Below are 16,338 nucleotides of genomic sequence, written 5' to 3'. Positions count from 1 at the left end.
CTTAGCCGCGATCACCCGGTGGCGGCGCGGTCGACTGGCGGATGATCAGTTCCGGCGTCAGGGTGGTGTGGTCGGCGACTGGCCTGCCTTCGATCAGCGCCAGAATGGCCAGCGCGGCCAGCCGGCCGATCTCGCGCTTTGGCTGCCGGACGGTGGTCAGCGGCGGGATCAGATGGGCGGCAAGCTCGATATCGTCGAAACCGACCACCGAGACATCGCGCGGCACCGTGAACCCGTGATGCAACAGATCGGAAATGAAGCCCCAGGCCATTTCATCGCTGAAGGCGACAATGCCGGTCGGGCGCCGGTCGGGCGCAAGCGCGCGCCACTCGGCCGCCGCCCGAACCCCGGTTTCCAGCGTGAAATCCCCGGTGAAAACCTGAAACCCGTCCGGGCCCAGCGCGGCATTCATTCCCGCCATCCGGGTCAGGTGCAGGACGTTGCGCGCCGGTCCGCCGATACAGGCGATGCGGCGATGGCCAAGCTGCCGCAGATGTTCGGCGGCGATCCGGGTTCCGGCGGCGTTGTCCAGCATCACCCGCGGCAAGGCCGCGCCCTCGATCCATTCGCAGGCGCTGACAACGGGTGGCAGCGGGCCGGACCCCGAGACCGCCTCGGGCGGGACCAGCCCGTCGAACAGCACGATCCCGTCGGCGCGCGAAGGATCAAGGAAACGCCGCATCGCCTGACCGCGCGCCGCCTCGCCCCGCGCGCCGTCACCCTGCGTGTCGCTGATCAGCAGATCATAGCCGGCGCGGCCAAGTTCCCGGCCCATGGCGGCAATGATCTTGGCAAAGAACGGGTTGCCCAGATTGGGCAGCAAAGCCACCACCGCGCCGGTGCGCTGCTTGCGCAGGTTCCGCGCCGCGTGGTTGACACGGTAGCCGGTGGCGGCAACCGCCCGCATGACCGAATCGCGCGTCGCATCGGCGACCAGCGCAGGCCGGCTCAGCACCCGGCTGACCGTCGCGTTCGACACGCCCGCCAGCCGCGCCACATCGGTGATGCGCACCGGGGCCTTGGGAACAATCTCATCATTCATTCCACCGCAGAGTAAGCCGCGACGGGCCGGCATTCAACGCCGTAGCGACTGACTTGCAATCGTTTACATTCCGTGCAGACTGAACCGCCAGAGGGACGGAGGAATTCATGCGCACGATCAAGGGGCCGGCGTTGTTTCTGGCCCAGTTCGCCGGCGATCAACCGCCCTATGACGACTGGCGCGGCATTACCCGCTGGGCGGCCGATCTGGGCTATAAGGGCGTTCAGGTCCCGACCTGGGATGCGCGGCTGTTCGATCTGGATCTGGCCGTCGATTCGGCCGAATGGCGGGATGAATTTCTGGGTATCGCCCGCGACAACGGGGTCGAAGTGACCGAGCTGACCTGCCATTTGCAGGGCCAGCTTGTCGCCGTCCATCCCGCCTATGACGCGGCCTTCGACGGTTTCGCCCCGGCCGCGGTTCACGGCAAGCCGGCCGAACGGCAGCGCTGGGCGGTCGATCAGGTCCAGAAATCCATCCGCGCCAGCGCCGCGCTGGGGCTGTCGGCGATGGGCACGTTCTCGGGCGCGCTGGCGTGGCCCTATCTGTACCCCTGGCCGCAACGCGCCCCGGGGCTGGTGGAAACCGCCTTTGACACGCTGGCCAGCCGCTGGCGGCCGCTGCTGGATCTGGCCGAGGATCAGGGCGTCGATGTCTGTTTCGAGATCCATCCTGGCGAGGATCTGCATGACGGCGTCACCTTCGAGATGTTTCTGGATCGTCTGGGCGGCCATCCCCGCGCCAACATGCTTTACGACCCCTCGCATTACCTGCTGCAACGGCTCGATTATCTGGAAAACATCGACATCTACCACGATCGCATCCGCATGTTCCACGCCAAGGATGCCGAGTTCAACCCGACTGGCCGGCAGGGCGTCTATGGCGGCTTTCAATCGTGGGTGAACCGCGCCGGACGGTTCCGCAGTCTCGGCGACGGGCAGGTCGATTTCGGGGGGGTGTTTTCGCGCCTGACGCAGTATGATTTCGACGGCTGGGCGGTCGTCGAATGGGAATGCGCGCTGAAACACCCCGAGGATGGGGCGCGCGAAGGGGCCGCGTTCGTCCGCGACCACATCATCCGCGTCACGCCGCATGCATTCGACGATTTCGCAACCGGTGCGGTCGATCAGGCGGCCGTCGACAAGGTATTGGGGCTGTCATGAAACGCATATCGCTGGGCATGGTCGGCGGCGGCGCGGGCGCCTTTATCGGCGCGGTCCACCGTATCGCGGCGCGCATGGACGACCGGTTCGAGCTTGTGGCCGGGGCGCTTTCCTCGGACCCGGCGCGGGCGGCGGCCTCGGCCGAGGAACTGGGGCTTGCCCGCAGCTATGACAGTTTCGAGGATATGGCCCAGCAGGAATCGCTGCGCGAGGACGGGATTCAGGCGGTCGCCATCGTCACCCCGAACCACCTGCACGCCGCCCCGGCGATCGCCTTTCTGAACGCCGGCATTCATGTCATCTGCGACAAGCCCCTGACCGCGACGGCCGAGGATGCGGCCGCCATCGCCGCCGCCGCAAAGGCCTCGACCGCCCGGTTCTTCCTGACCCATAACTATTCCGCCCTGCCGATGGTGCGCGAGGCGCGCGCGATGGTCGCCGACGGCGCGATCGGCGATCTGCGGCTGGTGCAGGCCGAATATCTGCAGGGCTGGCTTGCCGACGACATCGCGGGCACGAACAAACAGGCCGACTGGCGGACCGATCCGGCGCGTGCGGGCGCGGGCGCGATCGGCGACATCGGCACCCACGCATGGCAGCTCGCGGCTTTCGTCACCGGGCAGACTCCGTCCGAAATCTCGGCCGAACTGTCCAGCATGGTGCCGGGCCGGCGCGTCGATGACGATGCGCGCGTCGCCCTGCGCTATGCCAGCGGCGCCAAGGGCGGCCTTTGGGTCAGTCAGGTCGCCGTCGGTGCCGGGAATGAGCTGCGTTTGCGGATCTTCGGCACCAAAGGCAGCCTTGAATGGGCGCAGGAGGATTCCGAGCGGCTGATCTATGCGCCGAAAGACAAGCCGCGCCAGATCCTGACCCGGGTGCAGGATCGCAGCCAGTCCTATCGCACCCCGCCCGGCCATCCCGAAGGCTATCTTGAAGGTTTTGCAAATCTTTACAAAGACATAGCCGATGTGATCCAGGGTGATGAGGCGGTGGCCGCGCGGCTGCCCGGTCTGACCGACGGCCTGTCGGGCATGGCCTTCATCGCCGCGGCGCGCGAATCTTCGGACGCGGACGGCGCATGGACAAAGGTCAAAACCGCATGACCCCGGTTCTGGCGCTGGAAAATGTGACCCGCAGCTTTGGACCGATCGAGGTGCTGCATGGCATTGATCTGGCCCTGAACGCGGGCGAGGTTCACGCGCTGATCGGTGAAAACGGCGCCGGCAAATCCACCATCATGAAAATCCTCGGCGGTTTTCTGGCCCCGACCAGCGGGCAGGTGCTGATGGATGGCGCGCCGGTGCCGTGGCACTCGGGCCCCGAGGCCGAGGCGGCGGGCGTCGTGGTCATCCATCAGGAATTCAACCTTGCCCCCGATCTGTCCGTCGCCGCGAACGTCTTTCTGGGGCGCGAGATCGGCGGCTGGCGCATCGACCACGCTGCCATGCGCCAGCAGACCAGCGCGCTCTTGGACCGTCTGCACAGCCGGATCGACCCCGATGCCCTGATCCGCGACCTTTCCGTCCCCGACCGTCAGATGGTCGAGATCGCCAAGGCGCTGTCGCGCCGGGCGCTGGTCCTGATCATGGATGAACCCAGCGCCGTGCTGACCGATCGCGAGGTCGGCGCGCTGTATGATCAGATCGAACGGCTGCGGCGCGAGGGCGTGGCGGTCATGTTCTGCAGCCATCGCCTTGATGAAGTCGCGCATCTGGCCGACCGGATTACGGTGCTGCGCGACGGAACGGTCGTGCGGCGGGCGCTGCGCGGCGAAATGACCGAGGATGGCATGGCCACCGCCATGGTCGGGCGCGAGCTGACCGATTTCTTTCCGCCGAAACCGGGGCATCCCGATGATGTCCTGCTGGAGGTTCGCGGGCTGACGGTCCCGGGCCGGGTCCATGACGTCGACCTGACGCTGCATCGGGGCGAGGTTCTGGGCATCGCCGGGCTTGTCGGGTCGGGGCGCACCGAACTGGCCGAGGGGCTTGTCGGGCTGCGACCGGCGACCGCGCGGATCTTGCGTGCGGGCCAGCCCGTCACCATCGCGAACCCGCGTGACGCCGCACGTCACGGCCTTGCCTATCTGACCGAGGATCGCAAGGACGCCGGCCTTTTGCTGAACAAACCCCTGCCCGAAAACCTGACGCTGGCGGCGCTGGACCGTTTCGGCTTTCGCATCGACCGCCGGGCCGAGAATGCCGCCATGGCCAAGGCCACGCAGGATTTCGACATCCGCGCGGCCTCGCCCGCGATGAAGGCGGGCAACCTGTCGGGCGGCAATCAGCAGAAGCTCTTGCTGGCCAAGACCATGCTGACCCAGCCCGAAATCGTCATTATCGACGAGCCGACACGCGGCATCGACGTCGGCACCAAGCGCCAGATCTATGCCTTCATCCGCCGGCTCGCCGCCGAGGGAAAGGGGATCATCGTGATCTCTTCGGAACTGACCGAGGTCATGGGTCTGGCCGACCGCGTGCTGGTCATGCGGCAGGGGCGGCTGGCCGGCGAGGTGACGGGCGCCGCGATGACCGAGGAAAACATCGTGCGCCTTGCCATGGGCGTCAGCGAGGGGGCGGCATGAAGCGGCTGGACTTTCACACACTTGGCCCGATCCTCGCGCTGGTTGCGCTGATCATTCTGGGTGCCATCCTGAACCCCGCGTTTCTGGCGCCGGCGAATATCACCAACGTGCTGGCGCGCTCGGCCTTTATCGGGATGATCGCGGTCGGGATGACCTTCGTCATCACCTCGGGCGGTCTTGACCTGTCGGTCGGCTCGATGGCGGCGTTTCTGGCCGGGGTCTCGATCATGGCGATGGATGCGCTGGTCGGCACCACCGGCGTCAACTGGGGCACCATCCTGATCGGCATGGGGGTGGCCATGGCGGGCGGCCTGCTCGCCGGGCTGTTCAATGGCGTGCTGATCACGCGGGCGCGGATCGAGCCGTTCATCGTCACGCTGGGCACCATGGGCATTTTCCGCAGTCTGGTCACGTGGCTCGCGGACGGCGGCACGCTTAGCCTCGATTCCGGTCTGCGCACGCTTTACCGGCCGGTCTATTACGGCGGCATCGGCTGGATCACCTGGCCGATCATCGCGCTGGTCGTGGTCGCGGTGCTGGGCGAGTGGGTCATGCGCCACACCCGCTTTGGCCGCCATGTCGAGGCGATCGGGTCGAACGACCGCGTGGCGCGTTATTCGGCGGTGGATGTCGACCGGGTCAAGCTGATGACCTATGTCCTGCTGGGCGGTTTGGTCGGGCTTGCCACCATCATGTACATTCCGCGGCTGGGTTCGGCCTCGGGCTCGACCGGCGTCTTGTGGGAGCTGGAGGCGATCGCGGCCGTGATCATCGGCGGCACCGCGCTGAAGGGCGGAACCGGGCGCGTCTGGGGCACGGTGATCGGCGTGCTGATCCTGTCGCTGATCGACAATATCCTGAACCTCGCCGATCTGGTCAGCCCGTATCTGAACGGCGCGATTCAGGGCATTATCATCGTACTTGCAGTCGTCCTGCAACGCGAGAAACGCACCGCCGACGAGCGGTGATTTTTCTGGGGAGGAATACCTTATGGAACGCAGAAACCTGTTGAAACTGCCGCTTGCCGCCGCCGCGGTCGCCGCCGTGGGCGTTGGTCCGGTGCTGGCGCAGGACGCGGAAAAGAAGATCATCGGCGTGGCCATTCCCTCGGCCACGCATGGTTTCATGGGCGGCCTGAACTGGCATGCGCAGCAGACCATCGACCGGCTGGGCAAAGCCTATCCGAACCTTGAATTCGTGCTGACCACGGCCGGCGACAGCGCCAAGATGGTCAATGATATCGAGGATATGATCGCCACCCGCAACATCGATGCGCTGGTGGTTCTGCCCTTTGAATCCGAGCCTTTGACCCCGACGGTCAAATCGGTGAAGGAAGCCGGCAAATGGGTGACGGTGGTCGATCGCGGCCTGTCCGAGGAAGGCATCGAGGATCTGTATGTCGCCGGCGACAACACCGCTTTCGGCCGCGTCGCGGGCGAGTATTTCAAGGCCAACCTGAAGCCGGGCGCCCAGATCGTGGTGCTGCGCGGCATCCCGACCACGCTGGACAATGAACGCGTCGACGCCTTCCAGAAGGCGCTGGAAGGGTCCGACATCAAGATCCTCGACATGCAGCACGGCAACTGGAACCGCGACGACGCATTCGCGGTGATGCAGGACTATCTGGCCAAATACCCCAAGATCGACGCGGTCTGGGCGGCGGATGACGACATGGCCATGGGCGTGCTGGAAGCGATCGCGGCGGCCAAGCGCGAAAGCGAAATGGTGGTCGTCGGCGGCGCCGGGATGAAGGAAATCGTCAAGCGTATCATGGACAAGGACCCGCAGCTTCCGGTGGACGTGACCTATCCGCCGGCGCTGATCTCGTCCGCGATCGAGATGACGGCGCTGGCCTTTGTGTCGGATGCGCCGGTCTATGGGCGGTTCATCATCGGCTCGAAGCTGATCACGCCCGACAATGCCGCGCAGTTCTATTTCCCCGACAGCCCGTTCTGATCGGCGCGGGTTCCCAAGCTCACAGGCGGGCGATCACCGGCATCGCCCCCTTGTATCACCCCTCTTGTATCGCCCCGGCCCACGGGCTTTCATGGCGGCGCGGTCGCGGGACGGCCGTATGACGAACTGCCCGTGAAAGGACCCATCCGATGACGCTGACCGCCGAGGCCCGCGACATTCTGCAAAATGTCACAACCGCGACCCTGACCACCATTCTGTTGAAGAAGGGGCTGCGGAACGTCTGGATCCGGGGCGCGATGCCGCTTCGTCCCGATCAGCCGCGCATCGTCGGTCCGGCCTTCACGCTGCGCTTTGTCCCCGCGCGCGAGGATCTGGCGACGCCGGCGTCCTGGGGCAGCCCGATTTCCACCCGCGCCGCGATCGAGGATATGCCCGAGGGCTGCGTCTGCGTCATCGACGCCATGGGCATCACCGATGCCGGGGTGTTTGGCGATATCCTCTGCGCCCGCATGGCGAAACGCAACGTCGCCGCGCTGGTCACCGATGGGGTGGTGCGCGACCTGACCGGGGTTCTGGCCACGGGCCTTCCGGTTTGGTGCCGGGGTGCCGCGGCCCCGCCTTCGGTCGCCGGGCTGACCTTTGTCGGCTGGAACGAAACCATCGGCTGCGGCGGTGTCGCGGTGATCCCGCAGGACATCATCGTCATCGACAGCGACGGCGCGGTGGTGATTCCGCAAGCCCTGCTGGCAGAGGTTCTGGCCGAAGCCCCCGCGCAAGAGGCGATGGAGACATGGATCGTGTCCGAGGTCGAACGCGGCGAAAAACTGCCCGGTCTTTACCCGATGAACGACGCGACCAAGGCGCGCTATGCCGCGCATCTGGCAGCGGGCAAGGAATAGCCACGCAGCTTTCGCGCGCTTAATTCTGGGGCGATTTGGCAACTGCAAGCGGGGGTGGCAAGTTAACCCTTTTCAGACGCCCGACGGTTGTCAGCCCGTTTCGGGTGCCGCAGTCTGGTGGTGGGGCGTCTGACGCGATGTGGTGGCACTTGGGGGAAGGCGATGGACGATGGTACTTGGACCCGGGTAACCGACCGGCTGCGCGCGCGGCGCGATGCTGCGGCGCTGTCCCGGGTCGAGCGCGCCTTTGCCACGCCCGAGACGCCGATCCGGATGAATTTCTGGGCGGGCGAGGGGTTGGCCGCCGCCGGTCGCGATCTGGCCAAGGCCGAGGTCGCCACGCTTGACGGCTTTCCCGACCAGTCGCTTGCCGCCCAGATCCGCCACGGCCAGCTTTCCATCCGCAAGAATTACTTTGAACATGTCGAGGCCGGCCAGAGCGGCGCCATCCTGACCCCGGCCGCCGAATGGCTGGTCGACAACCATCACATCGTCGAGGAAAACTTTCGCCTGCTGCGGCAGGCAATAAGCCCGCGTCTGCTGCGCTATCTGCCGACCATGCCGCTGCCCGACGGGCGCGCGGTACCGCGGGCGCTGGTGCTGGCGTGGTATTATATCGCGCTTACGAATTCCGATGTGAGCGACGCGCTTCTGACCGAGATGGTCGAGGGTTATCAGTCCGAGCGCGTGCTGACGATCGCCGAGCTTTGGGCGATCCCCACCTTCCTGCGCTTTGTCCTGCTGGAAAACCTGCGTCGGCTGTCGGACCGGGTCACGGCCGCCCGCCTGCGCCGGGACGAGGCCAATCAGCTTGCCGACGAACTGGACCAGATCGGGCCGGATGACGACCCGGTCGCCTTGCTGAAGGCCGCCGATCTGGGGCTTCAGGACGATACTTTCGCCATGCAGCTTTTGTATCGTCTGTCCAACGCGCCGGGTTTTGACGACCGGGTCGACGAATGGGTCTCGCGCCGGCTGGCGCAGCGCGGGGTGACCGCCGATGACGCCATTCAGGCGGAATACGCCCGGCAATCCGGCGGCAATGTCACGGTCGGCAATATCATCGGCAGCCTCAAGACGATGGGCAACATCGACTGGCTGAACTGGTTCGAAAAGGTCAGCCGCGTCGACCGGATGCTTCAGGAAAGGTCCGAGTTCAGCGCGCTGGATCAGCCCAGCCGCACCGCCTATCGCAACACGGTGGAGCGCATCGCCCGCCGCTCTGACCTGACCGAGATCGAGGTGGCGCGCCGCGCGCTGGATTCGGCGCCGGAAAATGCGGTCGGGACGATCCTTCTGGGCGATGGCCTGCCCGCGTTCGAGATCGCCTGCGGCTATCAGCCAACCTGGCGCGAGACCGCGCTGAGGCGCTATCGCAAGCTGGATTGGGTGGGAATCGCGGCGCCGCTGGCGCTGTTCACAGTCATGCTCGTGGCGCTGTTGTCGCTGGGACTGCCCGCCGATGCCGGATGGGTTGCGGTTCCGCTGCTGCTTCTGGCGGCGTTGCCGGCCTCGGACACCGCGATGGGAATGGTCGGCACATTGGCCGCCCGCCTTGTGCCGCCATCGCGGTTGCCGGGGTGCGATTTCGCCAAGGGGGTGCCGGCGCAGCATCGCACCATCGTCGTGATCCCCTGCCTGCTGACCGATCTGGACACGATCGACGAACTGGCCCAGACGCTGGAGCTGCATTATCTGGCCAATCCGCTGGACAATGTCAGCTTCGCGCTTTTGTCGGATTGGCGCGACAACGGCCAGGAAACCCATGCCGACGATCAGCGCCTGCTGCGCCATGCGCTGTCGCGGATCAACGCGCTGGCCGACCGCTATGGGCATGGCGGCATCCGGCGCTTCTTCCTTCTGCACCGCAAGCGGCTGTGGAACCCTCAGGAAGGCGTCTGGATGGGGTGGGAGCGCAAGCGGGGCAAGCTGAACGAGCTGAACCTGCTGCTGCGCGGCCATTCCGACACCACCTTCATCGACACCGGCGCGGCCCCGCCGGAAGGGGTGCGCTATGTCATCACGCTGGACGCCGATACGCGGATGCCGCGCGGGACGGTCGGGCGGCTGGTCGGCAAGATGGCCCACCCGGTCAACCAGCCGGTCACCGATCCCGAAACGGGGGTGGTGATCAAGGGCTATGGCATCATGCAGCCGCGCGTCACGCCCTCGCTGACCACCGGGGCGGAAAGCTCGGTCTATCAGCGGGTCTTTTCGATCACGCGCGGTCTGGATCCCTACGTTTTCACGGTGTCCGACCTTTATCAGGATCTGCTGGGCCGGGGTACCTTCACCGGCAAGGGGATCTATGACGTCGACGCGTTCGAAACGGCGATAGGCGACCGGATTTCCGAAAACACGGTTCTGAGCCACGATCTTCTGGAGGGTGCGCTTGCCCGCGCCGCGCTGGTCACGGATGTGGAACTGGTCGAGGATTTCCCGATCCGCTACAGCGTAGAGCTTGGCCGCCAGCATCGCTGGGCGCGCGGTGACTGGCAGCTTATCCCGTTCATGCTTGACCCGAAAAACGGGCTTGCCGGGCTGGCGCGGCTGAAGATGCTGGACAACCTGCGGCGCAGTCTGGTGCCGGTCTGCTGGGCCGCCGCGTCGATCATCGGCTGGTGGACCCTGCCGGGCCGCGGGGCGGTCAACTGGCAGTTGGGTCTGGTCCTGCTGATGCTTTTCCCGCGCCTGCTGAACGTGGCGCTGGGTGCCGCAACGGCCGAGCGGGGCATCTCGATCAGCTACAAGCTGCGCCGGCTTCTGGACGAAACCGGTAAGGTGCTGACCGAGGTTTTCCTGCGCATCGCCTTTGCGTTGGACCGGGCCGTGGCGATGGCCGACGCCGTTGTCCGCTCGCTCTATCGCATGGCGATCAGCCGCAGGAAGCTGCTGGAATGGACCTCGGCCTCCGAGGCGCATCGCACCAGCGGCGATACGGTGGCGGATTTCGCGCGGCGGATGTGGCCTTCGGTGCTGGTGGCGATCGCGGCGATGGCGGTGACCGCGATGGTCAACCCTGCCGGGTTGTCGGATGCCTATGTCATCGGCGCGCTTTGGGTTCTGGCGCCGCTGGCGGCGTGGGCGGCGTCCCGGACGCTGGAAACCGAGGATCGGCTGAACCTCGACCCCGCCGATGCCGCGACGCTGCGCCGCATCGCCCGGCGCACATGGCGGTTCTTCGAGACCTTCGTCACCGAGCAGACCAACCATCTGCCGCCCGACAATTATCAGGATTACCCGGCGCCCAAACTGGCCGAGCGGACCTCGCCCACCAATATGGGGCTTTACCTGATGTCCGTGATGTCGGCGCGCGATCTTGGCTGGATCGGGTTGCATCAGGCCATCGAGCGCATCGAGGCAACGATGGCGACGATGGAGCGGCTGGACCGCTATCGCGGCCATTTCTTCAACTGGTATGACACCCGCGACCTGAGGGTGCTGCCGGCGCCCTATATTTCATCGGTGGACAGCGGCAACCTTGCGGGGTTGCTGGTGGCGCTGTCCTCGGGGCTGAAGATCTGGGCGCGCAATCCGGCGGTTCAGTTGCAGCTGAACCTGACCGGGCCGGCGGACACGCTTGCAGTGATGACCGAACTTCTGTCCGAACTGCCGCGCGAGCGGCGGGCTTTGCGGCCGCTGTATCAGCGACTGGAAAAGGCGCTTCAGGAATTCGCCACGCTGCACGCGACGATTTCGGCCGACACGCAACTGGCCTCGGTCCGGGCGATCAACCTGACCGTCATCGCGGCCGGAATCTCGAATCTGGCCGCGGATCTCGACAGCGAGATCTCCACCCCCGCGACGGCCGAAATCCTGTGGTGGGCCGGAGCCCTGCGGCGCAACTGCGAGGAAGCGCAGTCCGACACCGCCCTGTCGCGCGCCGAAACCGCCGATCTGCGGATCCGGCTGAATGCGCTGGCCGAACGCGCCCGCAAAATGGCCTTCGACATGGATTTCACCCTGCTGGTGGACCCCGAGAAAAAGCTGCTTTCCATCGGCTACCGCACGGAATCGGATGAACTCGACCGGTCATGCTATGACCTGCTGGCATCCGAGGCGCGGCTGACCAGCCTGTTCGCCATCGCCAAGGGCGACCTGAACTATGAACATTGGGGCCATCTGGGCCGGCCCTTCACCTCATTCAGGACCGAGGCGGTGTTGATGTCGTGGTCCGGCTGCATGTTCGAATATCTGATGCCGCCGCTGATCATGAAGGAACGGCAGGGCGGTATCCTGAACATGTCCGATCAGGTCGCGGTCGATGTGCAGATCGATTTCGGCCGTCAGCGCGGCGCGCCCTGGGGGGTGTCGGAATGCGCGTTCAACGCCCGCGATCGCGACATGAACTATCAGTATTACGCCTTCGGCGTACCCCGGCTTGGGCTGAAGCGGGTGTTCAGCAATGATCTGGTGGTGGCGCCCTATGCCACGCTTCTGGCCAGCCAGTTCCGGCCCCGCGCCGCCGTGCGCAACCTTTTGCGGTTGACGAAACTGGGCGTGCAGGGCCCTTACGGCTTTTTCGACGCCATCGACTTCACCCCCAGCCGGCTGGTCGAGGGCGAGACATTCGCGATCGTGCGGAACGTGATGGCGCATCACCACGGCATGTCGATCCTCGCGGTCGCGAACACGGTGCTGGACGGCATCCACCGCGAGCGTTTCCACGACGATCCGGTCATTCAGGCGGCCGAGTTGATGTTGCAGGAAAAGGCCCCGCAGGAAATCGTGCCGGTCGTGCGCCGGGTGCAGATGGGGGTGCCGCAGATCGGCAGTTTTTCCGGCGCGATGGATCAGTCCGAGACGCGCGACCCGGAAAACGCCCAGCGTGATCTTGCGATCCTGTCGGATGGCCCGTTCAACTCGGTGATCTCCTCGACCGGGGCGGGGCAGATCATGCTGGCCGAACGCGCGGTCAACCGCTGGCGCCCCGATCCGACCACCGATACCGGCGGGGTGTTTCTGTTCATGAAGGACGTGCAGACCGGGGATTGGTGGTCGGCCTCGACCTCGCCGCGCCGGGCGACCGACGAACATGCATGGACGGTGTTTTCCGATCACAAGGCCGAGTTCTTCAAGACCGCCAACGGGATCGAATCGCGGATGGAGGTGATCGCGGCCACCGAATCCAACGCCGAAGGCCGCCGCCTGACCATCCGCAACCGCAGCGATCTGGATCGCGAGATCGAGGTGACCTCGTATGGCGAGATCGTGCTGGACCTTCCGGCCTCGGACCGGGCGCATCCGGCCTTCTCGAAGATGTTCGTGCGCACCGAGATCCGGCGCGAGGCGACGCTGATCGCGGCCGAGCGCAAGCCCCGCGATCCCAAGGGCACGCCCCTGTATCTGGCCCATCTGGTAACCGGCGGCGGCGGGGCGCAACCGGCGGTCGATCAACAGGCGGAAACCGATCGCCGCAAGTTCATCGGGCGCGGCCATAGCCTTGCGACCGCGGCCGCGTTTGAGGCCGATGCGCGGCTGTCCGGCAGCGACGGATTTACGCTCGACCCGATATTCGGCCTGCGCCGGCGGCTGCGTATCGGGGCGGGCAAGACCGCAAGCGTGATCTTCTGGACCATCGTCTCGGACAGTGCCGAGGAACGCGACCGCGCGGCCGAACACTACACGCTGCCGCAAAGTTTCGATCACGAATTGCGGCTGGCCTGGACCTATTCGCAGGTGCAGCTGCGCCATCTTGGCCTGTCGCTGGAAGACGCGACCCTGTTCCGCGCCTTTGCCGCGCTGCTCGTCTATCCCGACATGATCATGTCGGCGCGGGAAGAGGACGGGCTCGACCGGCTCGGGCCGCAGTCCGATTTGTGGCCGATGGCGATCTCGGGTGACGAGCCGATCATCCTGATCCGCATCGACGATGAAAGCGACCTGCCGATCGTGCATGACGCCTTGCGGATGCTGCGGTTTTTGCGGGCGCGCGGGGTGCGCGCCGATCTGGTGATCCTGAACGAGCGTGACAGTTCCTATGTGCAGGACCTGCAATCGACCCTTCAGGCCATGGCGGACGCGGTGGCGCATGTGCCGGGCTCTCAGGATCTGCGCGCCCATATCTTCCCGCTGCGCAAGGACGAGATTTCGCCGCAATCCTATGGCACGCTGATGGCGGTGGCGCGGATCTCGCTGCATACCCGGAACGGCACATTGGCCCAGCAACTGGCGCGGCAACTGGCGGCGCAAACCCCGCCGACCCGCGCCCGCACCATGCCGCCGGCGCTGCCCCGGCCCGCCCATCCGGTCGAGACCCCGGCGGAAACCGGCGAGGATCTGTTGTTCTGGAACGGCTTCGGCGGCTTTTCGGCTGACGGCCGCGAATATGTGGTGCGGCTGCGTCACGGTCAGCGCACGCCGCATCCGTGGATCAATGTGATCGCGCGCGAGGATTTCGGCTTTCACGTCTCGGCCGGAGGGGCCGGATTCACCTGGGCCGCGAACTCGCGCGATTACCAGATCACGCCCTGGTCGAATGACCCGGTCTGCAACCCGGTCGGCGAATCGATCCTGATCCGTGATCGCAACACCGGGCGGGTGACGACGCCATTCGCGGCGCTGTCCTCGGACCCCGCCGCCCGCTATCAGACCCGCCACGGGCTTGGCTATGCGGTTCTGTCATCCGAAACCGACTGGCTGCGGGTCGAAGCCACGCAACTGCTGGCCCAGAACCAGCCCGCCAAGCTGACCCGGCTGCGGTTGACCAACGTGGCCCCGATCACGCTCAATCTGGAATGTTTCGCTGCCGCCGAACTGGTCCTTGGCAATGACCGCAACCGCAGCCAAAGCACGATCAGGATCGAGTTGGACGCGGAAAAGCAGGCGCTGCTGGCGCGAAACCCCTATGCCACCGAAATTCAGGGCCGCGTCACCGCGCTGGCCTGGGACGTTCCGCTGAATGGCTGTCTGACCTCGCGCCGGACGTGGCTGGGACATGGCGGCAATCCGGCGCAGCCGGCCGCGGTGGCGGATTGGCCCAGCCCCAGAACCGGGCAAAGCGCGGCCTCGACCAACTCGACCCGTGGCGACCCTTGCGCTGTGATCCGGACCGGGCTGTCGCTGGCGCCGGGCGAGACGCGGGATCTGGTGCTGATCCTTGCCGACGCCCCGGCCGATCAGATCGCCGGGGTGCTTGCGGACGCGCGCGCGGGTGACGCCGTGCAACGGGCCGAGCAGGCGGCGCGCGCGGGCTGGGGCGATTTTCTGGGGCGGGTCAAGGTCACCACGCCGGACCCGAAATTCGACCTCATGGTGAACACATGGCTGCCCTATCAGGCGCTGGGATGCCGTTTGCTGGCACGCACGGCCTTCTATCAGGCCTCGGGCGCGTTCGGCTTTCGCGATCAGTTGCAGGATGCAAGCGCGCTGATGCTGCATGACCCGTCGCTGGCGCGGCGGCAAATCCTGAACGCAGCCGCGCGGCAATTCGCCGAGGGCGACGTTCAGCACTGGTGGCTTCCGGCGACAGGCGCGGGGGTGCGCACGATGATCGTCGATGATGTGGTTTGGCTGGGCCATATCACCGCGCTGTATCTGGCCGCGACCGGCGATCGGGCGATACTGGACGAACCCTTGCCGTGGCTGACCGGCCCGGAGCTGGCGAAGGGTCAGCATGACGCCTTTTTCACCCCCACCCCCAGCGAGGAATCGGCGCCGCTTTACGAGCATTGCGCCCGCGCCCTTGATCTGGCGATCGGCCGCACCGGGGCGCATGGATTGCCGCTTATTCTGGGCGGCGACTGGAACGACGGGATGAACCGCGTCGGCGAGGAAGGCCGCGGTGAAAGCGTCTGGATGGGCTGGTTTCTGGCCGCGACGCTCGACGCCTTCATCCCGGTGGCCGAAGCGCGCGGCGATGCGGCGCGGGTTGCCAATTGGCGAAAGCGCCGCGCGGACCTGCCGGCGGCCCTGGAAACGGCGGGTTGGGACGGTGCGTGGTATCGGCGCGGCTATTACGACGATGGCGCGCCACTCGGCTCGGCCGAATCGGGGGAATGCCAGATCGATTCGATCGCGCAAAGCTGGGCGCTGATATCCGGGGTCGGGGATCCCGCCCGGGCCGCGCAGGCGGCGGATTCCGCGCTGACGCGTTTGCTGGACCGCGATGGGCGGTTCCTGCGGCTGTTCACGCCGGCCTTTGACAAGACGCCGCATGAGCCGGGCTATATCAAGGCCTATCCCCCCGGCGTGCGCGAAAACGGCGGTCAGTACACCCATGCCGCGGCGTGGATGGTTTATGCGCTGGGGCGCAACGGGCGCGGCAGCGATGCCTATGACCTGTTCGACATCCTGAACCCGATCACCCATGCGCAGAACCGCGCGGCGGCCGAGCTTTACCGGGTCGAGCCCTATGTCATCGCGGCCGATGTCTATGGCTCTGACGACGAAAAGCGCGGCCGTGGGGGGTGGACGTGGTACACCGGCTCAGCCGGCTGGATGTATCGCGCGGCGGTCGAGGGCATTTTGGGCATCAGGCGTCGCGACGGCGCCGATCTGGAGGTCGATCCGGCGCTGCCGGACGGCTGGCCGGGATATACCGCCGAGATCTTTCTGGACGGCAAAGGCCACCGGGTCACCGTTACCCGAAATGCGGAAACAGGTGAACCGGAGGTGCGGATAGATCCGCTATAGGCCGCCTCGGCTGGCGATGCTCCTTTTGGGGTGTGCACTGCCGACCGGCCGGGAAAGGGCGCCGTTTTCACGGGCGTTGCAGAGAAGGACCGGGCCCGC

At 66.1% G+C, this 16,338-nt stretch carries 8 protein-coding genes; 7 read left to right on the top strand and 1 reads right to left on the bottom strand.

Going from position 1 to position 16,338, the window contains the following annotated elements; translation table 11 throughout:
* Position 1: 1 nt before the first annotated feature.
* Positions 2-1,042, bottom strand: coding sequence for a LacI family DNA-binding transcriptional regulator (locus tag ACFSCT_RS02000; RefSeq protein WP_379139707.1), 1,041 nt, complete (start codon positions 1,040-1,042; stop codon positions 2-4).
* A 107-nt stretch (positions 1,043-1,149) separates the two neighbouring features.
* On the opposite strand from ACFSCT_RS02000, the gene ACFSCT_RS01995 reads away from it, so the two are divergent.
* From ACFSCT_RS01995 to ACFSCT_RS01965, 7 genes are all read left to right on the top strand, one after another.
* Positions 1,150-2,205 carry a sugar phosphate isomerase/epimerase family protein gene (locus tag ACFSCT_RS01995; RefSeq protein ID WP_379139705.1) on the top strand — a complete coding sequence of 352 codons (1,056 nt, stop codon included), beginning with the start codon at positions 1,150-1,152 and terminating at the stop codon, positions 2,203-2,205.
* On the top strand, positions 2,202-3,308 hold the full coding sequence (locus tag ACFSCT_RS01990) for a Gfo/Idh/MocA family protein (protein ID WP_379139703.1): 1,107 nt from the start codon (positions 2,202-2,204) through the stop codon (positions 3,306-3,308). The genes ACFSCT_RS01995 and ACFSCT_RS01990 overlap by 4 nt, the downstream gene beginning before the upstream one ends.
* Complete coding sequence (locus tag ACFSCT_RS01985; RefSeq protein WP_379139701.1) at positions 3,284-4,789, top strand: sugar ABC transporter ATP-binding protein; 1,506 nt, start codon at positions 3,284-3,286, stop codon at positions 4,787-4,789. Before ACFSCT_RS01990 ends, ACFSCT_RS01985 begins: the two co-directional genes overlap by 25 nt.
* Positions 4,786-5,757, top strand: a complete 972-nt coding sequence (locus ACFSCT_RS01980) for an ABC transporter permease (RefSeq protein ID WP_379139699.1) — start codon at positions 4,786-4,788, stop codon at positions 5,755-5,757. The genes ACFSCT_RS01985 and ACFSCT_RS01980 overlap by 4 nt, the downstream gene beginning before the upstream one ends.
* Positions 5,758-5,779: 22 nt before the next feature.
* Positions 5,780-6,745 (top strand): ABC transporter substrate-binding protein, encoded by a 966-nt coding sequence (locus tag ACFSCT_RS01975; RefSeq protein WP_379139698.1) that lies wholly within the window; start codon positions 5,780-5,782, stop codon positions 6,743-6,745.
* 149 nt (positions 6,746-6,894) lie between these two features.
* Positions 6,895-7,605 carry a ribonuclease activity regulator RraA gene (locus tag ACFSCT_RS01970; RefSeq protein WP_379139696.1) on the top strand — a complete coding sequence of 237 codons (711 nt, stop codon included), beginning with the start codon at positions 6,895-6,897 and terminating at the stop codon, positions 7,603-7,605.
* A 162-nt stretch (positions 7,606-7,767) separates the two neighbouring features.
* Positions 7,768-16,239 carry a glycoside hydrolase family 94 protein gene (locus ACFSCT_RS01965; protein WP_379139694.1) on the top strand — a complete coding sequence of 2,824 codons (8,472 nt, stop codon included), beginning with the start codon at positions 7,768-7,770 and terminating at the stop codon, positions 16,237-16,239.
* Positions 16,240-16,338 lie beyond the last annotated feature (99 nt).

This window comes from Paracoccus pacificus (assembly GCF_042680785.1).
GTDB classification, from domain to species: domain Bacteria; phylum Pseudomonadota; class Alphaproteobacteria; order Rhodobacterales; family Rhodobacteraceae; genus Paracoccus; species Paracoccus pacificus.
The sequence above is the reverse complement of the archived record's forward strand: the minus strand, read 5'-3'. Positions and strand labels throughout refer to the sequence as shown.

Bases quoted from the DNA above. Each gene is read 5' to 3' on its own strand.
- ACFSCT_RS02000 (WP_379139707.1), bottom strand. From the start codon at position 1,042: ATGAATGATGAGATTGTTCCCAAGGCCCCGGTGCGCATCACCGATGTG.
- ACFSCT_RS01990 (WP_379139703.1), top strand. From the start codon at position 2,202: ATGAAACGCATATCGCTGGGCATGGTCGGCGGCGGCGCGGGCGCCTTT.
- ACFSCT_RS01980 (WP_379139699.1), top strand. From the start codon at position 4,786: ATGAAGCGGCTGGACTTTCACACACTTGGCCCGATCCTCGCGCTGGTT.
- ACFSCT_RS01985 (WP_379139701.1), top strand. From the start codon at position 3,284: ATGGACAAAGGTCAAAACCGCATGACCCCGGTTCTGGCGCTGGAAAAT.
- ACFSCT_RS01970 (WP_379139696.1), top strand. From the start codon at position 6,895: ATGACGCTGACCGCCGAGGCCCGCGACATTCTGCAAAATGTCACAACC.
- ACFSCT_RS01975 (WP_379139698.1), top strand. From the start codon at position 5,780: ATGGAACGCAGAAACCTGTTGAAACTGCCGCTTGCCGCCGCCGCGGTC.
- ACFSCT_RS01995 (WP_379139705.1), top strand. From the start codon at position 1,150: ATGCGCACGATCAAGGGGCCGGCGTTGTTTCTGGCCCAGTTCGCCGGC.
- ACFSCT_RS01965 (WP_379139694.1), top strand. From the start codon at position 7,768: ATGGACGATGGTACTTGGACCCGGGTAACCGACCGGCTGCGCGCGCGG.